Source organism: Paenibacillus sp. FSL W7-1332 (assembly GCF_037969785.1).
GTDB lineage: Bacteria > Bacillota > Bacilli > Paenibacillales > Paenibacillaceae > Paenibacillus_AQ.
In genome coordinates this window covers 4,575,025-4,599,906 of record NZ_CP150209.1, presented here as the reverse complement: position 1 = coordinate 4,599,906, position 24,882 = coordinate 4,575,025, and the positions used below count along the sequence as shown (strand labels likewise).

The window sequence follows — 24,882 nt, the reverse complement described above, 5'->3', positions numbered from 1 at the left end:
TCACTCTAAATGTTGACGATTTCCATTGCTTGCCTCCTCTACAATGTACTTAACAAAACCTTAGATACCCATAAGGGAGGAAGTACTATGAAAATCGTGATTATAGCTGGCAGCAATCGCAAGGAAGCCACAAGTACCGTTCTGGCCAAAGCCCTGGAAGCGCAAATGAATACGTTGTTCGTGGAAGTGAAGCTGTTTAATCTGTATGAAACACCGCTTCCGTTCTATTCACCAGACGAGATATTCAACCGCCATGATGGCGTGCGCGAGCTGCAGCGTCTGTTGATGGAGGCGGATGGCATTATTTTGACGACACCAGAGTACCACGGAGGGATGAGCGGAGTCTTGAAGAACGCATTGGATCATTTGGGACAGATGCATTTCTCAGGTAAACCGGTTCTTTCGGTAAGCTCTGCGGGAGGAGCGGTCGGCGTGAGTTCACTACAGCAAATGCAGGCAACCATCCGTAATTTGCACGGGATCAATAGTCCGGAATGGATATCCATTGGAGGTTCTCAGCGAACCATATACGAATCCGAAGCGGCAAAAGGCACGATTGTACTGGATTATCGGGCTAAAGAGGCGCTGTCCATCTTTATGGAACTGGTCAAGAAGATCAGCGGTAAAGAGGAGGTTGAGATCTCATGATCACTCATTTTACCGGTCTGAAATTAAAGACGGTATCCATTCAGGGTGTGAAACAATTCTACCACGGGTTACTTCATTTCCCGGTAGCCAGTGAAAGCGAGGTGGAGATCGTATTTCAGCCTACACCGGATTTCACGCTCGCTTTTGAAGAAGCGTATGAACCTATAGCTCCTGCTCATATCGCGTTTGAAGTGCCTTATTCGCAGTTTGAATCCATGGTCCAGAAGCTTGCAGAGCAGCTACCTTTGTTGAAATGGCCTGACGGTGAAGTGGTTGAGCGCTTTGATTCCGGCATGAACGTATACTTCAAGGATGGCGATGGGAATTTGCTTGAGTTTATCGCGCATGAAGATCTGAAGGAAGGGGTGCTTGCGCCGAACGGCACCTATGGCATCCTGTACTTGCGGGAGGTGGGATTGCCTGTGGAGGATCCGGTAGCCGCAAGATTATGGATGAAGCGGACGCTCGGATTAACGATCGCCAAGGAGTCGGAGCAATTCGCTTTTGCCATTGGAGGAACGGCTCATGCCGTTGTTGTATCAACAAAGCGCAAATGGATTCCGATCGCCATGAATGCGCTGGCACCATCCTTGGAGATCACTTACGGAGTAACGGACGAACGGTTTCTGGACCGGGTTCGCTCCACTCTGGATCGGCGGATGATGGTTTCGGATAACGAGGATGGTTTGCATTTTAGAATGTATGGTTACAGCATCCGAATGAAAATAACAAGCTTGCCCAAAGACATTGCAGCCAGGCTGAATCTGCCGAGTGCAATCGAAGGGAAGGAGGTGAATTCGGTCATTAGTGACCGGTATTTGGAGGATGGTCTTACGGCCTTGAGCCGCGGCGGCGAGGTTGGCTGGTTTGAAGGACATGTTGGCGGTGCGTATTTGGCGGCTTATTACATGCAGAAGGAGTTTGATTTGCCGCAAGATGTACTGCAGGGCCTGGCCGCCAATTGCCTGCATTTGCGTAGTCAGCATGAAGATTGGTTTGAACCCTACCCTCCCGAGCCTGCGCAGCCTGAATTAATGAATCAACTCATTGAAGGACTGCTGCCTAACCTGACGAATCTGAGTACCTCCGGACACGGGGTAACCCTGGCCGTCTTGGGACTGAAAGCATTACGGGACCGTCCGGACTTACTGACGCCGTCTATCGTGCGAGGCATTCTTAAGCTGATGGAAGATGCAGCAGTAGAACACAAGCTTGCTAGGTATTATGGCATTGAGGATTATACGCAGCTGGATCTCGAGGAAATCTCACTTTCGCAAATACCGCCGTACCGGAATGCATCCGATTTGGCACGTCGTGCACTTTCCGAGCTGGAGCTCGTGCTGCCGGATCAGCACGTTGATGGCAAATATTATTTTTTTGCCGGTGAGCTTGAGCATGGCGTTACCCACGCACACGCGCTTATTGAGCTGGAGCGGCTCGGATACGCTCAACTTGCCAAGCTTGGTCAAAGCAATCACCGGCTGCAAATGAAACTCAACCGTTTAAAGCCACAAGCGCTTTCGACTCAGGGAGTTGAAGCTGCCGAAGGTGCGTCGATTACGGGTTCAGCCTATTGGAGCAAACGGTATGAAGATCCGCATGCCATCAAAGTGCCTTATGCCGCACTGGCTCTGCTCCAATATGTACCGCCTGAACAGAGAGAAGACATGGAGCGCAATGTGTGTAAACTGCTCTCGTTGATGAAGTAGAACAAACGATATTTTGACATTGGTAAAATATGGTGCTAGGCTGTATATTAGTTGTAAAAAATGGAATGAAATGTGCGCAGAAAGCATAGAACTGGAGGGTATTATGAACGTTGCAATCGTAGTAGGAAGCATTAGAAAAGAGTCGTACAATATGAAACTGGCGGAATATTTGAAGCAGCGCTACTCGGATCAGATCACGTTTGAAATTTTGGGGCTGCGCGATCTTCCGTTTTACGATCAAGACATTGAGCTGGACCCTCCTGCGGCCGTCAAGGATTTCAAGGAGCGGATTGCTGCCGCTGATGCGGTGTTGTGGATCACGCCGGAGTATAATTACTCTATACCGGGCGTGCTCAAGAACGCGCTTGATTGGTTATCGCGCGTTGATAAGGTTATGAACGGGAAGCCTTCATGGATCATGGGGGCGTCGATGGGACAGCTTGGAACGGTGAGAGCTCAGGAGCATCTCCGGGATATTCTGTTTTCTGTCGGTATTACTTCGCCGCTGCTCCCTAACAATGAGGTATACATCGGGGCGGTACATGAGAAGCTGGATGAGTCCGGCAAGCTGATTCATGAGCCGACAATCGGTTTTCTTGATATCGTGGTGAACAATTTCATTACGTGGATGAACACCCGTAATTAAATATAAACTCATGGAGCCCTTTGGCAGTTGCCTGCCAAAGGGCTTTTCCTGTATATTGACCTCGTAACACGATATAACCTAAGCAAATGGGAATTGCTTTTGAACGGGGGAGGCTTTGATTGTATACGATTCTTATTGTGGACGACGAACCGATTGTAAGAGAAGGAATCCGAAACCGGATTCAGTGGGCAGATCATGGCTTTGAGTGCATCGGGGATTGTGAGAACGGCAGGGATGCACTGGAGGCTGTAACCCGCCATCAACCCGATGTGGTGTTAACGGATATCAACATGCCGTACATGGATGGCCTGGAGTTGTCACGCCATATTACGGAACGTTTTCCCAAGACAAAGATCATCATCCTTACCGGGTTTGACGATTTCGAATATGCCCAGCAGGCGGTGAAGCTGCAAGTCACGGATTTTATTTTGAAACCGGTTACGTCAGCGGAGTTAAGGGAGATGCTTGGTAAACTCAAGCTGGAAATGGATGAGGAGCGCGGACATACGGAGCACCTGAAAAGGCTCAAGCAACAGTTGAATGAGAGTTTGGTTCTGCTTAAGGAACGATTTCTTGAACGTCTGGCGTCGTCACCGATGAAGCGATCCGAGATCGAGAGCAAGCTTGCATATTTTGATATCCGGCTTCCGGGGCCGCTTTATATCGCGATGGCAGCGGATATGGATGAGCTTCGTACGGATGAACAGCAAGTCGATAATGAGCTGTATGCATTTGCTTTATACAATATCATGCAGGAGATTTTGGCAGGTGAGCCCGGTACAGCTATTTTTAGGTACAAGGAGAACAAAGTTATGACCATCCTGTCGGGCTCCGGCGAGGAGGAGCTGCACGCTCGGGCGCAGGAGCTGGCGGAGGACATTCGCGGATCTACAAAGCAGTTCATGAAATTCACGGTCACGCTCGGCATCGGAACGATTTGCCGCGAGCTTCAGGATATCCGTTATTCCTGCAGGGCTTCGGAAGCTGCACTGGAATACCGGCTCCTGATCGGCCGCGATCAGGTGGTTCATATCACGGATCTTGAAAAGCGGGGGGACGCTCCTCTCCAGGATGGGATTGAAACCGAGTCAGCGCTAATCTCCGCAATTCGGGCCGGTACGGACTTAGAGGTAAGGGCGTGCATCCGGCGGCTGATCAGTGAACTTGGAAGCGCTTCAATTTCAATCGAGCTCTGTTACGTGCGGGTTCTTCGGGTCATGCTTGCCGTGCTTCAAACTTTGATGGAAATCGGCAGCAATGGAAACGAGCTGATCGGCAAGGAGAAGAGGCTGCTGTCCGATCTGTATTCTTTTCGGTCCTTGGAGGAGATCGAACGCTGGTTAAACGAGGTGTGCGAGCAGGCGTTAAGGGACGTTGCCAAGGCGAGAAAGGATATTACCCGCACCCAGATGCTGGAGGCGGTCGATTTCATCCAGCAGCATTATGAGGATGCCGAGTTATCGATTAAGACCGTATGCAGCCGGATCTTCATGAGCACGAGTTATTTCAGCGCCTTGTTCAAGTCGCATACCGGGAAGACCTTCGTTGAATACGTAACGGAAGTCCGCATGGAGAAAGCGAAGGAACTTCTGAAGCATTCCTTGTTGAAAACTTATGAAATAGCGGCGAAAACCGGTTATCAGGATCCTCAATATTTTAGCGTGCTGTTTAAAAAACATACCGGAGATACCCCGACGGAGTACCGGAATAAAATGACGTCAGGCGAGGTAAGGCCATGATGCCTCCGCAGCGGATCAAAAGCATTCAGTCCCGCATTGCCAGCTCATTCGTGATGCTTGTATTGTTTACGGCGCTGCTGTTGATCTTCATCTCCTACCGGCTGTCCGAATCGGCTGTTCGCGAAACGGCGGAGAGTTATACCTCCGAGCTGATCAATCAAGTGAATGCGAATATCCAAACTTACATCACCGGGATGAAGGACATCTCGCTGGCGACGATGAACAACCCGAACGTGAGGGAATACCTCGCCTCGGCAGATGAACTGCAGCCTGCGGAACTGGCTATGTTGAAAGCGAAGATATCGGAATATTTCCACTCGATTCGGGTTTCGCGCAAAGATATTGCGTCGATTAACATTTTTGGAGCAGGCGGTACCTTTATCTCCGATCGTGCGGACGCCGAACTGAATCCTTATATTGTGTTATCGGAGCAGCCCTGGTATCGGCAGGCGAAGGAAAACAAGGGACAGACAGTGATCTCCTCGTCGCATGTACAGCCGGTTATCAAGGGAGAGTACCGCTGGGTTGTATCACTAAGCCGCGAGCTTAGCGGCGTGAACTCTTCTAACGGGCTCGGCATCCTGTTGATCGATCTCAACTTCAAGGTGATTAACGATATGCTCAGCAAGCTCGATCTGGGGAACCGGGGTTACGTGTTCGTGATTGACCGTCAAGGCCGGATTGTGTATCACCCGCAGCAGCAGCTGCTCTACAGCAATTTGAAGACGGAGAGATTAGAGCAGGTGCTTCAGGACAAGCAAGGAGGTTTTGTCGTGAAGGAGGGCGGAGCAAGCCGGATTTACAGCATCAAGGACACGGATTTCGGCTGGAAAATCGTCGGCGTTTTTTACGAGAATGAGCTGGTGGACAATAAGAAGCAGATGCAGCTTTCTTTTGCTATAGCGGGGTTGTTATGTCTTGGCGTCGGCGTGCTGTTCTCCGTCGTTATCTCCCGCAACCTCACGCGTCCCATCAAGAAGCTCCAGGAAAAGATGATGGAAGTGGAGAAGGGAAATTTCGATATCCGGGTTCCTGTGGGGCATTCCAGGGAAATCTCCGGCTTGGCCCGCAGCTTCAATGTGATGGTGCTGAAGGTCAAGGAATTGATGGACCAGATCGTGATAGAACAGGAAATTAAGAGGAAAAGCGAATTGAATGCCCTGCAAGCCCAAATCAATCCCCATTTCCTCTACAATACGCTGGATTCCATTATATGGATGGCCGAGAGCAAAAAGCATGATGAGGTGATTCTGATGACATCGGCTCTAGCAAGGCTGTTTCGAGCTTCGCTCAGCAAAGGGAGGGAAATGATCCCGATTGCTACCGAGGTGGAACATATAACGAATTATTTAAAAATACAACAAATGCGATACCAGGATAAAATCCGGTTTACTCTGGATATGGACCGCGAGCTTTATCCTTATCTGACGTTGAAGGTGCTGCTGCAGCCTCTGGTGGAGAATGCCATTTATCATGGCATCAAGAACAAGGAAGGGCCGGGCACGATCACGATTACGGGGAGACTTCAGGATGATCGGATTCGGTTTCAAGTCATGGATGACGGCATCGGCATGGATCGGTCCAAGGTTGAGACATTATTAATCTCTACAGGGAGCCAACATTCGAGAAACAGCGTTGGGATAGCGAATGTCCATCAGCGGATTCAGTTATATTTTGGAGCGGAATATGGTCTTAGCTATACGAGCGAGCCCGGAGCGGGGACAAACGTCACGGTGCTTATTCCGGCCGTTCATCCGGATGAATGGCGGAGCATGGAGGGGGATGTGCCATGAAGTCGTACATGAGACTGCGATATGTTTTACTGCTGCTGATTCCGGTATTCATCCTGGGTTATATCGCCCTTCAGTGGTCCAAGGAAGAACCCGGACCCAAGAGGATCATCGTGGGTGTTAAAGCGCTGGATGAGATTGAATTCTGGCGTGTACTGATTGAAGGGGTGAACACGGCTTCTCGTGAATTCGGTGTGGATGTCTCGGTGGTAGGACCGACTCAGGAAATCGAAGTAGACTTGCAGATTCAATTGCTGGAGGAAGCCATCAAGCAGAAGCCGGATGCGATTGTTATGGCAGCAGGTGATTATAACCGCCTAGTTCCTGTAGCGGAGTCCATTCGCAAGGCTGACATTCCGCTTATCATGATTGATTCCGCGGTGAACGGCGATTACGCGCAGAGCTTGATCGCGACCGACAATGTGAATGCCGGACAGAAGGCAGGCAAGGAGCTTTCTTCGTTGCTCTCCGCAAATGCGGAGGTCGCCATTATCAGTTTCGTACGGGGGGCCTCGACGCAGATCGAAAGGGAACAAGGGGTTCGAAGCATTCTGGAGCAGCGCAGCGGCACGGAAATCGTGGGCACTTACTACAGCGAGGGCAAGGAGGAGCGTGCCTATGACATCACGAAGAAACTGCTGTTGGAAAGGCCTGACCTGAATGGAATCGTGGGGCTGAATGAGCCTTCTACAGTCGGGGCAGGAAGAGCGATCCGAGAACTGGGGCTGGCGGGCAAGGTTAAGCTGGTCGGATTCGACAGCTCGGTGAAGGAAGTCAAGCTGCTCGAAGAGGGGGTTCTTCAATCCACCATTGTTCAGAAGCCCTTCAACATCGGCTATTTGGGCATCAAAACAGCCATATCCATCATCGAAGGAGACAAGGTGTTACGCAACGTGTACACCGATTCCGTTGTCATCAACAAAGACAATATGTATACCGAGGAGAACCAGAAGCTGCTCTTTCCCTTTGTGGAAGAGTAGCTTCTTCCTTTATGGGGGGAGCCTGTTAACAGATCATAGATTATTCAACATGGATCAGAGAATATTCCATTCCTCCATCGGAGACCGATTTGTACAATGATTCATAAATGGTGCCAGCTAGAGAGGTGAGGGTCTTTGAGCGAAGTATTGATACAAATGGAAGGAATCACGAAGGAATTTCCGGGCGTGCTTGCATTAAATCATTGCCGATTCGAGCTGCTGCGCGGTGAAGTCCATGCGCTAATGGGTGAGAACGGCGCCGGCAAGTCAACGATGATGAAAATATTGACCGGCGTATACCAGAAGGACGAAGGTACGATCAGGTACAAAGGGCAGCCCGTAGAGTTAACGAATCCGAAAGCGGCTCAAGACGCCGGGATCAGCATGATCCATCAGGAACTGAACTTGGCGCCTGATCTGACGGTTGCTCAGAACATATTCATCGGGCGAGAGCCGCGCAGAAAGCTCAAGTTGTTTCTGGACAATCAGGCGCTAAATCGGCAGGTGAAGGAACTGTTCGAGCGGATGGGGCTGGACATGGATCCATCTCTCAAGGTTTCGGAACTAACGGTTGCCAAGCAGCAGATGGTGGAGATTGCCAAGGCATTGTCTTATAACGCCGACGTGCTGGTCATGGATGAGCCTACTGCAGCTTTAAGCGAAACCGAGATTGAGGATTTGTTCCGCATCATTCGTCAGCTTCGAGAAGGCGGAGTTGGAATCGTTTACATTTCCCATCGGATGGATGAGATCAAGCGAATTACGGATCGCATTACGGTGATGCGTGACGGACAGTATATCGATACGGTTTCAACGGATGAAGTCACCACACAGGACATTATTTCCAAAATGGTTGGCCGTCAGATCTACGAGACCTCGAAACCGGAGAAGAGCGCAGGTGAACGTGAGACGGTATTGGAGGTTAAAGGACTGAATCAAGGCCGAACTTTGAAGGACATTAACTTCACTCTGAAAAAGGGAGAAATCCTTGGCATTGCAGGCCTGGTTGGTGCGGGGCGGACCGAGCTTGCCCGAGCGATCTTCGGTGCCGACCGCATTCAATCCGGCGAGATCCATGTTCATGGCCGCAAGATAACGATCAAGGGCCCCCATGATGCGGTGCGCCAAGGGATCGGTTATTTATCCGAGGATCGCAAGCGCTATGGATGTGTCGTCGATCTGGATGTGAAGAGCAATGTGGCTATCGCCTCATACCGTAACTTCCTGGGCCCAGCCGGCTGGATGAATACGACCAGGATTCGCAAGCAAGCGGAGGATATGGTCGAACGATTGAAGGTCAAAACACCGCATGTGGACCAAGAGGTCAAATTCCTCTCCGGCGGTAATCAGCAGAAAGTCGTTATCGGCAAATGGCTGACCCGCGATTGCGACATTCTGATCTTCGATGAACCGACGCGCGGGATCGATGTAGGGGCCAAGAGCGAAATCTATCGCCTGCTGAACGATCTTACGGCACAGGGTAAATCGGTCATCATGATCTCCTCAGAGCTGCCTGAAATTTTACGGATGAGTCATCGGGTTCTCGTGATGTGTGAAGGCCGGATTACGGGCGAGCTGGATCAAGCAGAGGCGACCCAAGAAAGCATTATGCATCTGGCTACAGCAAGGATGTAAGCCGTAATCCATACACGTTAGGAGGAGTAAACAGATGAACATTCAAATCAAATCGGGCGCACTTCAGCAAGTGCTGGCCTTAGCCAGCTTGGTTGTTCTCATACTATTCTTTACATTCTCATCCAGCAATTTCTTTCAATTCTCCAATATCGTGGGCATTCTTCTCTCGACCGCGGTGATCGGCGTTCTTGCCTTAGGATCTACCTTTGTCATCATTACCGGCGGCATTGATCTGTCTGTCGGAACGGTCATGACACTAAGCGGCGTTATGACCGGCGTCTGCATCACCTTCTGGGGATTGCCGGTTCCGGTCGGCATTCTTGGGGGGATATTGACGGGCGCGCTATGCGGGCTTCTATCCGGTACGGCGGTGGCGAAGATGAAGATCCCGCCTTTCATCGCAACGCTGGCGATGATGATGATCGCTAAAGGACTGGCACTGATTATATCCGGAGCCAAGCCGGTCTATTTCAACGACGCCGAAAGCTTTGCCGAGGTGTCCCAAGGCAGCGTGCTGGGCTGGCTGATACCGGGCCTCGATATTCCGAATGCGGTCGTTATTTTCTTCATCGCGGCGGTTGTGGGCTACCTCATCTTATCGAAGACCATCATCGGCCGGTATAACTTTGCGCTAGGCAGCAACGAAGAGGCGACCCGATTGTCGGGTGTTAATGTGGGATTCTGGAAAATCGTCATTTACACCTTAACCGGCGCCTTTACCGGTTTGGCGGGTGTCATGATGGCATCGAGGCTGAACTCGGCGAACCCGGCGCTGGGGGCCGGTTATGAGCTGGAAGCCATCGCGGCGGTCGTAATCGGGGGGACTTCGCTCAGCGGCGGGAAGGGTACCATCATCGGCACGGTCATCGGCGCATTGATCATGAGCGTGCTGACGAATGGATTACGTATTCTGTCCGTGCCGCAGGAGTGGCAAACCGTTGTCGTAGGATTTGTCATTATACTCGCGGTGTATGCGGATATTTTGCGCAGACGCAAAGCGTAAGTCCTCTGCTAGAACTGCGATCCGCGCTCGGTTAGCCGTGTGCTAGCTTAATCTGGATAGAAGCTTCCTTGGATGGAAGTTCTATAGATGTACTATTTTGATAAACAAGGGGAGATGGAGATTATGAAAAAGCTTTCCGTATTGGCTCTGATTCTCATGCTGACTGCAAGCCTGCTGGCGGCTTGCGGTTCATCGGGCAAGAGCGCTTCAGGAACCGACAGTCCAAGCGAGGGCGGATCCGGCTCAGGCTCCGGTTCGGCTGCCGAAGGGGAAATCTATATTCCGATCATTTCCAAAGGCTTTCAGCATCAGTTCTGGCAGGCGGTAAAAACCGGTGCCGAGCAGGCAGGGGAAGAGCTTGGCGTAAAGATTACCTTTGAAGGACCAGAGACGGAATCCCAGGTGGATAAGCAGATCGAAATGCTGCAGGCAGCACTCGATAAGAAACCAAGCGCGATCGGTTTTGCTGCACTGGATAGCCAGGCCTCCATTCCTTATCTGAAAAAAGCCCAGGAAAACAACATTCCGATCATCGCCTTCGATTCGGGCGTGGAAAGCGACATTCCGGTAACGACGGCATCAACGGACAATATGGCTGCATCCGCGCTTGCGGCGGATAAAATGGCTGAGCTCATCGGGAATGAAGGCAAAATCGCCATGGTGGTCCATGACCAGACCAGCGTGACCGGGGTTAGCCGCCGTGACGGCTTCAAGAAGCAGATCGAAGAGAAGTACCCGAATATCGAAATCGTTGACATCCAGTACGGAGGCGGGGATCACTTGAAGTCGACGGACTTGGCCAAAGCGATGATGCAGGCGCATCCGGATTTGAAAGGGATATTCGGGGCGAATGAGGGTTCGGCCGTCGGGGTCATTAATGCGGTAACGGAGATGAAGAAGGAAGGTCAGATTATCGTGGTCGGGTTCGATTCCGGAAAAGCGCAGATTGACGCAATCAAGAATGGAACGATGGCGGGAGCCATCACGCAGAATCCGGTCGGCATCGGATATGAGACGGTAAAAGCCGCCGTGGCGGCCATCAAAGGGGAGAAGGTTGAACCGCAGATCGATACGGGATTTTACTGGTATGACAAAAATAATATCGATAGCGACGAGATCAAAGCTGTGATCTATGAGTAAAATGAAATGAAGGGGAGCCCTATAGAGGGCTCCCCTTAACGTGACATCCGCTTACGCAGATGTCACCTCCATATTCTGAATCAATTCGTTCAGCCTCCTTTCCGATCATTTGGTCCAGCCGGACATCTATATTAAACCACGGCCGACTGCAGGACTAAAGTGAATAAACAGGCATAATTGTTTTTTACCAGGAATTCTTGTCATGAATGATACCGGGTTTATGTTAACGGATCTGCCCCTCGTTCCATATCCGCTTCCAAATCTCTTGGGCGGTCTCTTCCGGAGATAAATCGGAGGTATCCAGCCACATGCCGATTCTCGGCGTTTCGTCGTTCAAACGCCGGTTCAGCTCATGGATGGTCCATACCCCGTAGCCTTTTTTGTTACGAATCTGCTCGCGTGCGCTGATGGCATTCTCAGATGGGTTCAGCACAACGACGTAAACGGGAAGGCCGTTTAGCATTTCGGTTATTTGCAGCAGCGCGGGGCCGAGAATGACGTCCTGGAGGACGACATGAAAACCCGCTTCAGCATAGGTTCTGGCAGTGGAGGCCGATAATCTGTAGCGCAGGGCAAGCTGCCGTTTTGCTTCGTCTGAAGCATCCGGAAGCATTTCTTCCCTGCCCTTGATAATCATTCTCCGAAACGCGTCTCCCCTCAAGTGGACTCCGCGTTCAAATTTCTCGGCCAGCAGCTGGGCTACCGTCGATTTACCGGAAGCCATGACACCAGTGACAATAATAACGGCTGGTTCAGATGTATGTGACATAATCATTTCTCCAATGCTATCGGATTGTAAATGAAAGGGAGCCCTATAACGGGCTCCCCTAAACGTGACACCCGCTTATGCGGATGCCACCTCCATATTCTGAATCAATTCGTTCAGCCTCCTTTCCGATCATTTTGTCCGGCCTGACAACTATATTAAACCACAGCCGAATGCGAGCCGAAAAGTGAATAAATGGGCTTAATTGTTTTTTACCAGCGTCTTGGAGCAGTATGCATTGCTAATTAAACGGAGCCCATAAACCCTTGTCCCGCCGTATTACTTACTTCCACGTAAGTATCTCACTTCTAAGTACGTACTTCCGGAAAGTAAACTATCTGCTCTACAATGGGCGTAGTCATTAACCAATACGTTCATAAGGAGAGAATAACAATATGGAACTTCAATTGGCATTGGATTTAGTAAATATTCCTGAAGCAAAACAAGTGGTGGCTGAGGTAGCCGAGTTTATCGACATCGTGGAGATCGGAACACCGGTTGTCATTAACGAAGGACTTCATGCCGTAAAAGCAATTAAAGAGGCTTTCCCGCAGCTGCGTGTGCTGGCCGATCTGAAAATTATGGATGCGGGCGGTTATGAAGTGGCGAAGGCATCCGAAGCCGGCGCGGACATTATTACGGTGTTAGGTGTATCCGACGATGCTACGATCAAAGGCGCGGTAGCGGAAGCCCTTAAGCAAGGTAAGCAAGTGATGGTCGATATGATCAATGTGAAGGACATTGAGAGTAGAGCAGTGGAGATTGACGCTTTGGGCGTGGATTACATTTGCGTTCATTCCGGCTACGACCACCAAGCGGAAGGCAAGAATTCATTCGAGGAATTGGCTGCGATCAAACGTGTCGTGAAGCACGCCAAGACGGCGGTTGCGGGAGGAATCAAAATGGAGACGCTCCCTGAGGTGATCCAAGCGAATCCTGATCTCGTGATTGTCGGAGGGGGAATCACAGGTCAATCCGATAAAAAAGCGGTTGCGGCCCAGATGAACCAGCTTGTTAAGCAGGTCTAAGTTAGTATGAGTCAAAAGATATTTCAACATGCAGCGGACATTGCCAAGGAGATATCAGCATCCGTGCAGCAGATCAATGCTGATCAGATTGAGGAATTGATTGCACGGATCGTGCAATCCGATGCCATTTTCTTAGCGGGGGGCGGCAGATCCGGTCTAATGATCCGAGCTTTTGCCATGCGATTAATGCAGATGGGGTATAAGGTTCATGTCGTGGGCGATACGGTAACTCCGGCCATCGGCGCGCGGGATATGCTACTTATCGGTTCAGGCTCCGGCGAAACGCAGAGCTTGGTGTCTATGGCTCAGAAGGCCAAGGGTATAGGCTCTGCCGTAGCGGTGGTCACCGTGAATCCCGAATCACGTATCGGTAAGCTTTCGGATGCGATCGTTCGGCTACCGGGCACAACGAAGGAGCAGAATCAAGGATCTCTTGTCACCGTTCAACCGATGGCCTCTTTATTTGAGCAAACGATGCTGATCGTATTGGATGCCGTTATCTTGAGATTGATGGAGATGAAGGAACTTCACTCGGAAAATATGTTTGGGCTGCACGCCAATTTGGAATAAGAGGTCAAGGTGTGGGTAAAGTTGCCGCTTTGATGATATAACCGCGACCGTTGTATACTGTAGGGAAGAAGGGGTGATGCATTATGGCAAGTGAAGTCAAGCAGCGAATCAATCTGAAGGAAATAAACTGCCATAAGGAGTTAACCCTGGCGGTCATCGGCGGCAAATGGAAGCTGATCATCCTATGGCATCTTGGTTTAGAGGGCGTAAAGCGCTTCGGTGAGCTGAATCGAATGATTCCTCATATCACGCAAAAAATGCTGACCAACCAGCTCCGGGAATTGGAGGAGGATCAGCTCGTTCATCGTGTGGTTTACCCCGAGGTTCCGCCTCGAGTCGAATATTCGCTCACGCCTTACGGGGAGAGCCTAATGCCGATCTTGAAGCTGATGTACGATTGGGGAAAAGATTACGGCGAACAGGTCGTCTGGAAAGACGGCGAGCTGCCTGAGCATAAAGACGATGGACAGGCAGCGGAGCAACCAGTCGCACAGAAGCTGTAATTTCTCGAACATGCATGCGAATGCATTAGCGAGGCGATCGGGCAGGGGGTTTTTCGAGTAAGATGCTGCTGAGTTCTGAAGCATTAAAAAAACGGCGAGCCAATAGGTTCGCCGCCGCTGGTTTGCGCTTCCTTGATCCATGTTATTATTGCTGGCTTTCAAGGTATTGCGCGAGTTGATCAAAAGTTCCGCCAAATCCTTGTTTCACCATCGGAGCCATTTCATCAAATGCTGCTTGTTCTTCTGCAGTTGCGTTGACAGGGCCTCCCTGCATGGTAAGCGTGGTTTTTCCATCGATTTCTTCAAGTGTGATGATATTCATAATTTCAAGCGGCCAGTTTGCGTTAAAAGGTGCACGTATAGTGTTGCCTTCCTCATCAGAGAATGATTGAATGAATACCAGTTTCTCAGGAACGATAACTTCCTGATATACAAATTTTCCCCACATGGCTTGGTTTCCATCCGGAGACTTCTGACAACCTAAGAACATGCCACCAGGACGTACATCCATTGTGATAACTTCTAAGGAGTATCCTTGAGGTCCCCACCATTTGCCGAAGTGTTCAGGGTCGGTCCAAACTTTAAAAACCAGTTCCCTGGGGGCATTGAAAACACGTGACAGAAGTAAACCTTGTTTGCTTTGCTCGGTCATTTGAATTCCTCCTAAAAAGAAGGGTAGCGGCTGCTACCTTTTCTTTTGTAATTTTTCCAAATAATCCTCAAGCTGATCAAAGCGCTTTTCCCAAATACCGCGGAACGTATCCAACCATTCGTCCATTTCTTGAAGCGGTTCAGATCGTAGTCTATAGATTCGTCGATTAGCCTCCGCCAGAACTTCGACCAGTCCTGCTTCATGCAATATTTTTAAATGTTTGGAAGTCTGAGGTTGCCGGATATGAAGACGTTCAGCAATCTGATTAACGGTTAAAGGACCTTCTCGTAACAGTTCGACAATCTGTAATCGGTTAGGCTCGGCTAGTGCGTTCAACGTTGTCTGTTTCATATGACCTTACCCCCGATCTTGTTACTACAACGAACTTGATGCTTGAACTAATAGATCGGCTAGCAGTTCAAAGTCCGGAGTATCATCTTTTCGAATTTTAAGCCATTTCCGTTCGGGCGGACCTTCGAAATGTTTCGGGACGTCTAGATTAGTTGTGTTCATGATCATAAAGGCAATTGCATCTTTGGATGGCGAAATCACGGCCGCATAATGTCCGTTTTTTAGAAAATGCGGTTTTTTGTACTGAATCCGTTCTTCTACCTCCGGAATGGCTTCAAGGACCATAAGTCGAAGCTTTTTGCTGACTTCTACTTGCCAAGGCAGACTAAGGTTTTCGATGAACGAAATTACTTCTTGGCTCATATCGTATCCCTCCTTATTTGTAAAGATTAACCAACGATTGATTACAATATACCACCATGGGAATATTCCTGTAAAGGGATATTTATGAGATGATTTCATGAAAGCGGCATTCGAAACTGCGTATAACAAGGTAAATTGAGGCTTAATCCCATGCTGCACCTGTAGAATGCATTCGCTGTGATCTTAGATCATAAGAGAAACTCCGGTGAATGAATGCTAGGGGATTATTATGTTTATCAGATATTTTTGAATGGAAGCATTGACAATTTAAGTGAGGAGAGATAATATCATACCGTATAAATCGTAATGATTACGATTAAGGAATGGAGGAAGTTCAATAGATGAATAGTAACAATAGGATTCCTGTCACAGTGCTCAGCGGGTACCTCGGATCAGGCAAGACGACGGTCCTAAATCATGTGCTTCATAATCGTGATGGATTGAAGGTTGCGGTCATTGTAAATGACATGAGCGAAGTGAATATTGATGCGGATTTGGTTCGAGGGGAAGGAAGCCTGTCCCGAACGGATGAGAAGCTGGTTGAAATGTCTAACGGCTGCATCTGCTGCACGCTCCGGGAAGATCTGGTACAGGAAGTTCAGAAGCTGGTACAGGAGAACCGGTTTGATTATATTCTCATTGAATCGACGGGGATTAGCGAGCCCGTGCCCGTTGCGCAGACCTTTGTCTATCCGGATGAGGTGTCCGGCGTCCAGTTGTCCGACCTAGCCCGGCTGGATTGTATGGTGACGGTTGTGGATGCGAACCGTTTCTGGAAAGATTTCTCTTCGGGTCAAAGCCTGCTAGATCGGAAGGAAGCGCTGGGCGAAGAGGATACACGGGAAGTCGTGGATCTGTTGATTGACCAGATCGAAATGTGTGATGTACTCCTATTGAACAAATGCGATTTGGTAAGCGAAGACGAATTGGCCAAGGTGGAAGGCATACTTCGTAAGCTTCAGCCCAGCGCAAAAATCATACGTACTGTGAAGGGACAAGTCGCCCCTGCGGAAATTCTGAATACCGGTTTATTCGATTTTGAAAAAGCCAGTCAGTCCCCCGGCTGGATTCAGGAGCTTCAGAAGGAAGAGCATGTGCCGGAAACGGATGAATACGGCATCAGCTCTTTTGTTTATCGGAGAAGAAGACCGTTCCATCCGGAGCGGCTGGCTGATTTCATGAGTGATTGGCCGGAAGAGGTCGTACGCGCGAAAGGGATCGCTTGGCTGGCTGTGCGTGAGGATGTTGCGGCAAGTCTAAGTCAGGCGGGACCTTCCATTCAGTTTGGGCCTGCAGGTTATTGGGTGGCTGCTTTAACCGAGCAGGAGCAGCAGGAGCTGCTTCAGAGTGAGCCGGATGTGCAGCGAAAATGGGATGGCGTCTGGGGAGATCGGACGACCGAGCTTGTGATGATCGGGATACAGATGGAGCAGTCACGAATCGAGCGGGAGCTGGACGAATGTTTGTTGACTGATCAGGAAATGCAGCTGGATTGGTCGACCTTTAACAATCCGCTGCCATGGATGGCTATCGAAGAGCTATCGCTGTAAGGTTTAGGATATGTTCTCCTTTGAGTAGACTGTGCAGAAGAAGACGCTACAGACGATACAGTTTACTTAAAGGGGACTTTTTTATGGGAGAGTTTATAAGATTGAATCCGAGGAAAATAGGGATATATCCATTTAATAAAAAAAGCCAAACTCGTCTGAACGAGTTGGCTTTTTAAACGTGACTGCAGTCTGTTCATTATTTGTTTATCGGTTGGCCAGCATATGCTTGGACATTTAGCGGAGCTGTCAGGTATTTTGGAGCTTTAGCTACAAATGCCTGAAAATGGCTGCTTGCATTGTGGAGCCCCACAGCTTCCTGGTCTTTCCACTGCTCAACCATGAGATACGTGTTATCCTGCTCCGTATCTTTAAGCAGCTTATACGATTCATTTCCTTGTTCCGCGCGGGATGCCTCAATAAGTTCTTTTACGGATTCCAGAAATTCTGCCTCTAGTTCACGGTTTACTTTCATTTCTGCATGAATAATAATCATCGCTATGACCTCACTTCCACTCTGCAATACGATCAATAGGAAGACGGGTCGTCAAACGCGCTTCTTTGGCAGCTTTACCTACAGAGATGAGCATTACCGGCACATAACGTTCTTTCTCCATACCAAATGCCTCTGCAATTCGGGATTTGTCGTATCCGCCAATGGGGTTCGTGTCATATCCACGGGCACGAGCAGAAAGCATAAGCTGCATGGAAACCAAGCCGCTATCTATAAGGATCATTTCACGGAAAGACTGTGCCGGAATACGTGCGAAGAGATCGGTATAGTTTGCCATCATCTGATCTTTAATCTCTTGTGGCAGATAACCGCGTTCCACGGCGCTACCCATAATTTCATCTGCATTGTCGAATGCGTTCATATCTCCAAATACAGCAATGACAGCGGAGGAAGTTGAAACTTGCGTTTTGTTCCCTGGTGCAAGCTCTTCAAGCGTCGCTTTACCTTCGGGGCTATCAACGACAAGAAATCTCCAAGGCTGAAGGTTAACGGATGACGGAGCCAAAGTCGCTTCTTCCAAAATTTCAGTCATTTCTTCACGGCTGATTTTGACCGATGGGTCGTATACCCGCACAGAGCGACGGGAAGTAATAATTTCTTTATAATTATTGTTTAGGGAAGTTACAGTCATGATATTCTCTCCTTTAATCTCTATAAGTTAATTGGTCTTACTTGGTTCTTTCATTAGTTGAATCTGGCTGTTCAGCTTCTGTAGAGTTTGAACAAACGCAAGTCGTTCTGATTCCGTGAGGTCTGCCTGCAGTTCCTCCATAAAGCGATCTTTCTCCGCCTTAAACGCTGCTACTTTACTTTTGCCCACTTCAGTTAGCTGAACCAACGTAATCCGGTTGTCATTCTCACATCTGGTTCGGAGAAGTATTCCTTCCGCTTCCAACTGCTGAACATGACGGGTCACCGCAGCTGGATCAATAGACACGGCCTTCTGCAAATCCGATTGGCTAATTTGGCCCCCCGTCAGTTTGCATAGGAGTTCGAGCCGATTGGGACTAACTCCAGCACAGCGTTCAAACCGGGTCGAAATATGCTTGTTTAAATGCATCAGCAAGTACAGCAGGTCTTCCGTATGGCACGTAGCGATTATAAAGACCCCCTTCAATTCATTGACTCGTCAATGTTTGATGGGTCAATCATATACCTTTGTTTTCTGAAAATCAAGTCTTTTGCATAAAAAACTGAATCGGATTTCATGTATAATAGGAAGTAGATTCCTAATTCATAGGTTTGAGGAAAGATTTGTTTTCATGGAGAATGTAATGCTAATGCATGAACAACATAAATCAGGAGGACAAGGTTATGGCAAAAGCAAAAGTTCCAAAGAGACCCACGAGAGATGAGTTTGTACTGGAAGAGCTCGGAAATCAGCTTACGGAAGCTTACCAGGAAGAATCGGTGATCGTACTGACGGTCTGGGGATGGGAAGAGGCAGTCCGCGGACAAATCGATCAAATGGACTCCCGCACAGGGAAGGTGCACATGAAAGAGAATGGCGTCATTACGAAGGTTCCCTTTATGGACATTATGGAAGTGAATTATCCCAGGGACTAATCAGAATGATAACGAACAAGGAGATCCTGCGAGGATCTCCTTTTCTATATCTCTGTCTGTCAAACCATCCAGCTGTCATTGCACCACGCCACTGAGCAAGCCTTCCCACTCTTGAACCATGCGTTTTTTATCCAGACGATGGCCAATCAGCGTAAGATATCCGCGTTGCAGCTGCAGCGTGCTTGGCTTACATTCAAGCTCTGAACCCGCCCACTGAACTAGAGAGGGCCCCGTCGAGAGATGGATGTAACCTTTGGCCCGAATCAGGCTGGAGCCAAGTGCAGCGAGAAACGTCTCGATCGCGCTCAACTGAAGCGGGAAGGGGGATGGAGCAGATAAGGTCAAGGTATCCATGCCCGTGAAGGATGTGCTGCTGTGTCCGGACTCTTCTCCGTGCAGATGGCTAGAATGGTCATTGGCGGATCTCTCTGGCTGGTGGTGCGCATGCTTGCTGTGATCATTAGTCAACGGTTGGTCTTGCGTAAGATCCGCAAGATCTCCTGGCTTCCATTGCGAAGTTGGAAACGAATGGCTCGGGTCATTAGAGGGCTCAAGCTGAGGCTGAAGCTGAAGCGTCGAAAACACTTCATTTTCATCATCCAAACGGCTGTAGTCGGTTACGGACAGACTTGCCGTCGTGTTTATTTTTCTAATGGAGGTCGTGACTTTGTTGATCTGTTTATCGTCGCAGTCCCCCGCCTTGTTAAGGATGATCATATCCGCGAAGCTGATTTGTCCCCGCAGGGTACGCACCAGTTCACGACTGGATGCAAAGAAGCTGTTGTACTCGAGAAATTTCCTGCAGTCGGCCAAGGCAATTTTGCGCTGAATTGAGATTCGGTCAGCCAGGGACGGATCCTGCAGATCCTCAAGAATCTGTTCAGGATTCGCCACGCCGGTCGTTTCGATGAATATGAGATCCGGCTTCTGATCTAACAGGGTTTGTAATGCTTGACCCAGCTCGTCTCGTCTGGTGCAGCAGATGCATCCGTCGAGCAGCTTCTCAATCGGAAGATCGGGGATTTCGCCGGAGACCGTATCGCCATCCACATCTTGTTCGCCCATCTCATTCATAAGCACGGCGGTTCTCCACTGGCGCTTGGCGGCATATTCCAGCAGTCTGAGCAGCAGCGTGGTTTTGCCGCTTCCCAAAAATCCGCTAATCAATACAACGGGTATCTTGTTCATTAATTGATTTCCTCCTTGGTCTCGTTATCATTCGAATACAGCTCGTCAAACTCCGCGACGGAGTCCGGATTCGTGAAAATGTACGGGGACGCCGGCTGCTCGATCGGCTGAATCCGCTTCGCTTGAATTTGCAGCGTCTCTTTACCATTCAAGGTGGCGACCTGGATCGTGCCATCAATCTGGACCCACGTATCATCAGCGAACGACGCAGCATTCGTGCCGCGCACAAGAACCCCGAACGGTACGGCGTCTGCCGTGCAGCACATCACGAGGAATCGGCTAACGGCAAAGGTATCCTCATTCATCTTTCCGTCGCGGAAGACGAACCCTTGCACCGAGATGGTTTTTCCTTGAAAATGCTCTTTGTACATATCCATGGCCCCGACGGTTTCCGAGAAAATGTCCGGTTCCACCTTAATGACGGGCAGCGTATATAAGCGCTTGGCAAGCTCTGCAAACTCCACACTATAGATGTCCTTGGCAACGAATCGTTCGTTCAATGCAATATTTTCTTCTGCTTCTTGATCCATGCCGGGTAATCGCTTATCCGTGCCTGAAAAGGCGGCGGTGTTGCGGTCATCGGTCTTACGCCGTACATCGGGATTCGGATAGGTGTAGATCATTCCTTTTTTGGCTGCCATATCGCTGCCCAGGGCTTGGTCCGGCAGGAGCAGGCCAAACAGCAGCGGCACCGTGAATAACCCGTATACCGTTACGTTTTTGACAAGGCCGGCAGGCAGGGGATGCTCGCAATCACATACCTCTCCGGAATCGCCCGCAAGGGAATGCCACATCATCCCGAATGCAATGAACAACAACGGAACCGGGCAGAGAAGCAGCAGGGTCTGCATATGAGGCGCTAGGTAAAATTCGAGCGCATCTGAAGCATTCAGATGCATGATATAAGCGGCGAGAGCCGCAACAAGCAGCGACCGGAGCGTATAGTGAATCCGTATCCTCAAACTGGACTTCATCCTCCCAATCACCTCCAATCTCAAGCGGATACCTGATGATCCTAAACGGTCCCGGTAATCTCGTTTGGTTTTTCGTCAATCTTTCATCCTTAGGCAGCTATCCACCCAAAAGAGCGTTGACGGCTACAGAGCCGATAAAGACAAGTGTCATTACCAGCAGGCTTAAACCGATCACGAATTTAGTCTTGAAGGTAGTCGACAGCATGAGCAAGCTTTTGAAATCCAGCATCGGGCCGAGCACGAGGAAGGATACGAGCGGACCTACGGTAAAGGTGTGCGTGAACGCCGATGCTACAAAGGCATCCGAAGTCGAGCAGAGGGACAGGATGAAAGCAAACCCCATCATGAACAGGTAAGAAGCGGTGGGACCGTTCCCCAATGCCAGCAGCTCTTCTCTAGGAATGAAGGATTGGATGCAGGCTGTCAGGAATGCGCCAAGAACCAGGTATTTGCCCATTTCGATCAATTCGTCTCCGGCGTGGACAAACAGGCTTCTCCAGGTTTTGGGATGCTCGTGCAGCTTGCGTTCACCAACGGCGGAATCTTGTTCGGAAAACTCTTGTAAGGAACGCTTGAGCGGGTTGTTCCTTGAAAAAACATAGACAAGCAAACCTACCGTTATCGCGACTGCAAAAGCCAGTCCCATCCGGCCGATCGTCACTTCGGGATGCGAGCGGAAGGCCATGAACGTCGCAGCGAACACAATGGGGTTCAGGATAGGTCCGCTGAGAATAAAGGTTACAGCGATGTAGGCAGGCATCCCCTTAAGCATCAGCCTTCGGACGACCGGGATCATCCCGCATTCACAGATGGGAAACACGATCCCCAGCATGGAAGCGAACAGGACGCCGATGACCGGGTTTTTGGGCGTGATCCGACGCACCCACTGTTCTTTAACGAACAGCTGAAGAAGGGACGACAGCAGCACTCCAAGCAGCACAAAAGGAAGCGCCTCAAGGAAAATGCCCGTAAAAACCGTTTTTACCTGCTGTATGTCACGGCTTGATATTAGACTTGAATCGTTCTGCAGCCATATCGTCAAGACCGGTATCACGAAGACAAGCGGAATCATGAAGGGCAGCATTTTGAAGATTACCGGATATTTCATTCAAGGCCTCCTGGAGCGAATTGTTCTTAGGACATTCTATGCTTGTACCATCGGCAACATACTCGATTCTTGCAAATTAATCAAAAAGATTACGATTTAATAGGTGAACTTCATGACCGGTAGCGCGAAGTCCAAAGTCGTGGTATATTTAAAAAAAGTTATCTGTGTGTTACTGGCGTAGCTTGGGGTACCAAGAGGGAGCACATAGGATCATATGCCGTACGCCTGGGCAAGAGGTAAGGAGACGATTAGTCGCCTTGCCTCTTTATGTTTTTAATACAATGGCGAAGGAGCGGATTAGCATGAGTAAGGAACCCGTAATTTTGGATGGAAAAAAGGTATCCGATGATATTAAGGCAAAGCTGGCGGTGAAGGTACAGGAATTGAAGCAGCACGGGATAACGCCTTGTCTGGCAACGATTCTGGTTGGCGATGATCCTGCTTCGGCGACCTATGTACGGATGAAGGGAAATGCTTGCGAGCGGCTTGGCATCATATCCAAGAAAGTGGTGCTGGAGACCTCGACCTCGACTGAGGAGCTGATCGCCGCGATACAAGAGCTGAACGAGGATCCGAATGTCCACGGTATTCTGCTGCAGCATCCGGTACCGCATCATATCGATGAACGGGCGGCTTTTGATGCCATAGCCATTGAAAAAGACGTGGATGGAGTAACCACGCTCGGTTTCTCGCAAAATGCGTTTGGTTTTGCCGATTATCCGTCTTGTACGCCTGCCGCGATTATTGCGATTATGGATTATTATGATCTGCCGATCGAAGGGAAGCATGCCGTGGTGGTCGGACGCAGTCCGATTCTGGGTAAGCCGGTATCGATGATGCTGCTCAATCGCAATGCTACCGTTACGATCTGCCACTCGAGAACGAGGAACCTCGGGGAGCTTGTGTCCCAGGCGGATATCGTGGTTGCGGCCGTAGGCAAACCTAATTTCATTCAAGGGAGCTGGATTAAGCCGGGTGCCGTTGTATTGGATGCCGGCTACAATAAAGGGAATATCGGCGACTGCGATTATGAAGCCTGCGCGAAGGTGGCATCTGCGATTACACCGGTACCGGCAGGTGTCGGCCCCGTTACGATTGCTACATTGCTGAAGCATACCGTCGAATCGGCCGAGCGAACCGTGCAAGCCTGAAGGAAAACCACAGACAATTTGCATATGAATTAAGATGCGCCCATGAATAAATCCCCTTCGAATCGGTTCATTCCTAGTAAGAGTCTGGAGCTTGGAAAAGATATGGCTCCTGCCATAATAGGCTTGGAGTCTCCATTTCACGGATGCCTGGACGTCATGGTATAGTTAGGAAAAAGCGAAAACGAAGGGGAGAGATTCATGCACAAACGAAACATGATCCATTGTGCTGCCCAACTAGGAGCTGTGGAGGAACAACTGTTCGTTGCAGCGCCGCAAGCGGCTCCCGGGAGCACCGAATGAAAAACACGATTGCAGATATTGCCAAAAAAGCCGGGGTTGCCAAAAGCACGGTCTCCCGTTTCTTGAACGGAGGTTCCGTCAGCAATGCAACACGCCAAAAAATTGAGCTGGTCATTCAGGAAACCGGTTATATTCCGAATTCGTTTGCACAGAGCTTGAAAGCGAAGAAAACCAGCATGATCGGCACCATTGTACCGCGTCTGGATTCATTCTCAGCATCGCAGACCGTTGCCGGCATGGACGAAGAATTAAGGAAACACGGTTATCAGCTTCTTATTATCAATGCAAGCCAGGACTTAACCAGGGAGATTGAAGCGCTGTATGATCTCGCCAGGCAAAAAATATCTGGCATTATTTTATTTGCGACTCAAGTGACGGATACCCATCTTGCCGCGATTCAAGAGATCGGCATCCCTGTCATCCTGTTAGGACAGCAGCATAAGGATGTTCACAGCATGATTTATAACGACTATGCCGCGGGTTATGACATGGGCCGGTATGTGCTGTCCAAGGGACATCGCCATATTGCCTATATCGGGGTGACGGAACAAGACGTTGCTGTCGGAGTTCAGCGGAAGGAAGGGTTTCTGAAAGCGGTAAGCGAGGATAGTGAGGCAAAAGCGGATCTCTATGAGAGTGGATTTAAGATGTCGGATGGTGTAAAGACCGCATGGTCCATTTTTGAGTCGAACCGAACGCTGCCAACTGCCGTGGTTTGCGCTACTGACAATATCGCGTTAGGCGTTATGAAAGCGGCTCATATGAAGGGCATTCAAATTCCGAACGAACTCTCCGTTACCGGATTTGGCGGATACGACGTAACCGAGGTGATTCATCCTGGATTGACAACGGTTAAATATGGATATTCCCAAGCGGGCCATCTCGCCGCACAGCATATAATGAAGCTGGTCAACGACGAGCCTGTGGATTTCCTGACGGTTATGAGCTGCGATATGATTCATCGCGAAAGCGTTGACAATCTAAAATAGGTATTTTATACTGAAAAAAACG

At 49.6% G+C, this 24,882-nt stretch carries 26 protein-coding genes and 1 riboswitch; of the genes, 16 read left to right on the top strand and 10 right to left on the bottom strand.

Translation table 11 applies throughout. The features are described from left to right. The first annotated feature begins 87 nt into the window (after positions 1 to 87). The 9 genes from MKX98_RS20560 to MKX98_RS20520 all read left to right on the top strand — a co-directional run bounded on the left by MKX98_RS20560 (position 88) and on the right by MKX98_RS20520 (position 11,290). Positions 88 to 648, top strand: coding sequence for an NAD(P)H-dependent oxidoreductase (locus tag MKX98_RS20560; RefSeq protein WP_220684734.1), 561 nt, complete (start codon positions 88 to 90; stop codon positions 646 to 648). After that, on the top strand, positions 645 to 2,357 hold the full coding sequence (locus MKX98_RS20555; protein ID WP_339218103.1) for a VOC family protein: 1,713 nt from the start codon (positions 645 to 647) through the stop codon (positions 2,355 to 2,357). Before MKX98_RS20560 ends, MKX98_RS20555 begins: the two co-directional genes overlap by 4 nt. Positions 2,358 to 2,460: 103 nt before the next feature. After that, entirely contained in the window at positions 2,461 to 3,003 is a 543-nt protein-coding gene (locus tag MKX98_RS20550; protein ID WP_194543379.1) for an NAD(P)H-dependent oxidoreductase, read from the top strand. A gap of 119 nt (positions 3,004 to 3,122) precedes the next feature. After that, the gene (locus tag MKX98_RS20545; protein ID WP_339218101.1) at positions 3,123 to 4,742 is read left to right on the top strand and encodes a response regulator; all 1,620 of its coding nucleotides are present in this window, start codon (positions 3,123 to 3,125) and stop codon (positions 4,740 to 4,742) included. Then, positions 4,739 to 6,535 (top strand): sensor histidine kinase, encoded by a 1,797-nt coding sequence (locus MKX98_RS20540; protein ID WP_339218099.1) that lies wholly within the window; start codon positions 4,739 to 4,741, stop codon positions 6,533 to 6,535. Before MKX98_RS20545 ends, MKX98_RS20540 begins: the two co-directional genes overlap by 4 nt. Beyond that, the gene (locus MKX98_RS20535; protein ID WP_194543376.1) at positions 6,532 to 7,512 is read left to right on the top strand and encodes a substrate-binding domain-containing protein; all 981 of its coding nucleotides are present in this window, start codon (positions 6,532 to 6,534) and stop codon (positions 7,510 to 7,512) included. The genes MKX98_RS20540 and MKX98_RS20535 overlap by 4 nt, the downstream gene beginning before the upstream one ends. Before the next feature lie 135 nt (positions 7,513 to 7,647). After that, entirely contained in the window at positions 7,648 to 9,147 is a 1,500-nt protein-coding gene (locus tag MKX98_RS20530) for a sugar ABC transporter ATP-binding protein (protein ID WP_339218098.1), read from the top strand. A 34-nt stretch (positions 9,148 to 9,181) separates the two neighbouring features. Then, positions 9,182 to 10,150 carry an ABC transporter permease gene (locus tag MKX98_RS20525; protein ID WP_071220346.1) on the top strand — a complete coding sequence of 323 codons (969 nt, stop codon included), beginning with the start codon at positions 9,182 to 9,184 and terminating at the stop codon, positions 10,148 to 10,150. A 114-nt stretch (positions 10,151 to 10,264) separates the two neighbouring features. Continuing rightward, positions 10,265 to 11,290, top strand: a complete 1,026-nt coding sequence (locus MKX98_RS20520) for an ABC transporter substrate-binding protein (RefSeq protein ID WP_071220498.1) — start codon at positions 10,265 to 10,267, stop codon at positions 11,288 to 11,290. Positions 11,291 to 11,513: 223 nt separating this feature from the next. On the opposite strand, the gene MKX98_RS20515 is transcribed toward MKX98_RS20520, so the two are convergent. Further along, positions 11,514 to 12,059 carry an AAA family ATPase gene (locus MKX98_RS20515; protein ID WP_194543374.1) on the bottom strand — a complete coding sequence of 182 codons (546 nt, stop codon included), beginning with the start codon at positions 12,057 to 12,059 and terminating at the stop codon, positions 11,514 to 11,516. A 392-nt stretch (positions 12,060 to 12,451) separates the two neighbouring features. Here MKX98_RS20515 and hxlA point away from each other — a divergent pair, with 392 nt between their 5' ends. The 3 genes from hxlA (at position 12,452) to MKX98_RS20500 (ending at position 14,157) form a co-directional block, all read left to right on the top strand. Then, complete coding sequence (hxlA, locus tag MKX98_RS20510) at positions 12,452 to 13,084, top strand: 3-hexulose-6-phosphate synthase (RefSeq protein WP_071220348.1); 633 nt, start codon at positions 12,452 to 12,454, stop codon at positions 13,082 to 13,084. Positions 13,085 to 13,090: 6 nt separating this feature from the next. Then, the gene (hxlB, locus tag MKX98_RS20505) at positions 13,091 to 13,654 is read left to right on the top strand and encodes a 6-phospho-3-hexuloisomerase (RefSeq protein WP_339218097.1); all 564 of its coding nucleotides are present in this window, start codon (positions 13,091 to 13,093) and stop codon (positions 13,652 to 13,654) included. 83 nt (positions 13,655 to 13,737) lie between these two features. Continuing rightward, positions 13,738 to 14,157 (top strand): helix-turn-helix domain-containing protein, encoded by a 420-nt coding sequence (locus tag MKX98_RS20500; RefSeq protein WP_194543371.1) that lies wholly within the window; start codon positions 13,738 to 13,740, stop codon positions 14,155 to 14,157. Between the two features lie 145 nt (positions 14,158 to 14,302). Here MKX98_RS20500 and MKX98_RS20495 read toward each other — a convergent pair whose 3' ends face one another. The 3 genes from MKX98_RS20495 to MKX98_RS20485 are packed head-to-tail and all read right to left on the bottom strand — an operon-like array spanning position 14,303 to position 15,523. After that, on the bottom strand, positions 14,303 to 14,809 hold the full coding sequence (locus tag MKX98_RS20495) for an SRPBCC domain-containing protein (RefSeq protein ID WP_339218096.1): 507 nt from the start codon (positions 14,807 to 14,809) through the stop codon (positions 14,303 to 14,305). Positions 14,810 to 14,842: 33 nt separating this feature from the next. Next, positions 14,843 to 15,160, bottom strand: coding sequence for a metalloregulator ArsR/SmtB family transcription factor (locus MKX98_RS20490; RefSeq protein WP_220684743.1), 318 nt, complete (start codon positions 15,158 to 15,160; stop codon positions 14,843 to 14,845). A 24-nt stretch (positions 15,161 to 15,184) separates the two neighbouring features. Beyond that, entirely contained in the window at positions 15,185 to 15,523 is a 339-nt protein-coding gene (locus MKX98_RS20485) for a DUF1801 domain-containing protein (RefSeq protein WP_194543368.1), read from the bottom strand. 341 nt (positions 15,524 to 15,864) lie between these two features. Here MKX98_RS20485 and MKX98_RS20480 point away from each other — a divergent pair, with 341 nt between their 5' ends. Further along, positions 15,865 to 17,073: a GTP-binding protein gene (locus tag MKX98_RS20480; protein WP_339218095.1), complete on the top strand. Its 1,209-nt coding sequence runs from the start codon at positions 15,865 to 15,867 to the stop codon at positions 17,071 to 17,073. A gap of 196 nt (positions 17,074 to 17,269) precedes the next feature. Here the strand turns inward: MKX98_RS20480 and MKX98_RS20475 are convergent, their stop codons facing one another. From MKX98_RS20475 to MKX98_RS20465, 3 genes are read right to left on the bottom strand one after another with little or no spacing between them, the layout of a single operon-like run. Then, a complete protein-coding gene (locus tag MKX98_RS20475) occupies positions 17,270 to 17,566 on the bottom strand; it encodes a putative quinol monooxygenase (RefSeq protein ID WP_339218094.1) in 297 nt (98 codons plus the stop codon). Positions 17,567 to 17,576: 10 nt separating this feature from the next. Then, the gene (locus tag MKX98_RS20470; protein WP_071220352.1) at positions 17,577 to 18,215 is read right to left on the bottom strand and encodes a nitroreductase family protein; all 639 of its coding nucleotides are present in this window, start codon (positions 18,213 to 18,215) and stop codon (positions 17,577 to 17,579) included. A 27-nt stretch (positions 18,216 to 18,242) separates the two neighbouring features. After that, on the bottom strand, positions 18,243 to 18,701 hold the full coding sequence (locus tag MKX98_RS20465; protein WP_194543365.1) for a MarR family transcriptional regulator: 459 nt from the start codon (positions 18,699 to 18,701) through the stop codon (positions 18,243 to 18,245). Between the two features lie 197 nt (positions 18,702 to 18,898). Here MKX98_RS20465 and MKX98_RS20460 point away from each other — a divergent pair, with 197 nt between their 5' ends. After that, positions 18,899 to 19,150, top strand: a complete 252-nt coding sequence (locus MKX98_RS20460) for a YolD-like family protein (protein WP_113061102.1) — start codon at positions 18,899 to 18,901, stop codon at positions 19,148 to 19,150. Between the two features lie 75 nt (positions 19,151 to 19,225). On the opposite strand, the gene MKX98_RS20455 is transcribed toward MKX98_RS20460, so the two are convergent. From MKX98_RS20455 to MKX98_RS20445, 3 genes are all read right to left on the bottom strand, one after another. After that, positions 19,226 to 20,338: a GTP-binding protein gene (locus MKX98_RS20455; protein WP_339218093.1), complete on the bottom strand. Its 1,113-nt coding sequence runs from the start codon at positions 20,336 to 20,338 to the stop codon at positions 19,226 to 19,228. Continuing rightward, positions 20,338 to 21,312: a TIGR03943 family protein gene (locus MKX98_RS20450; RefSeq protein WP_339218092.1), complete on the bottom strand. Its 975-nt coding sequence runs from the start codon at positions 21,310 to 21,312 to the stop codon at positions 20,338 to 20,340. The genes MKX98_RS20455 and MKX98_RS20450 overlap by 1 nt, the downstream gene beginning before the upstream one ends. Before the next feature lie 97 nt (positions 21,313 to 21,409). After that, positions 21,410 to 22,420: a permease gene (locus MKX98_RS20445; protein ID WP_220684747.1), complete on the bottom strand. Its 1,011-nt coding sequence runs from the start codon at positions 22,418 to 22,420 to the stop codon at positions 21,410 to 21,412. A gap of 158 nt (positions 22,421 to 22,578) precedes the next feature. After that, a riboswitch (ZMP/ZTP riboswitch) is annotated at positions 22,579 to 22,658 on the top strand. Positions 22,659 to 22,722: 64 nt separating this feature from the next. Here MKX98_RS20445 and MKX98_RS20440 point away from each other — a divergent pair. Both MKX98_RS20440 and MKX98_RS20435 read left to right on the top strand, forming a co-directional pair. Next, positions 22,723 to 23,571, top strand: coding sequence for a tetrahydrofolate dehydrogenase/cyclohydrolase catalytic domain-containing protein (locus MKX98_RS20440; protein WP_339218091.1), 849 nt, complete (start codon positions 22,723 to 22,725; stop codon positions 23,569 to 23,571). A 296-nt stretch (positions 23,572 to 23,867) separates the two neighbouring features. Beyond that, positions 23,868 to 24,860: a LacI family DNA-binding transcriptional regulator gene (locus MKX98_RS20435; protein ID WP_339218090.1), complete on the top strand. Its 993-nt coding sequence runs from the start codon at positions 23,868 to 23,870 to the stop codon at positions 24,858 to 24,860. Positions 24,861 to 24,882 lie beyond the last annotated feature (22 nt).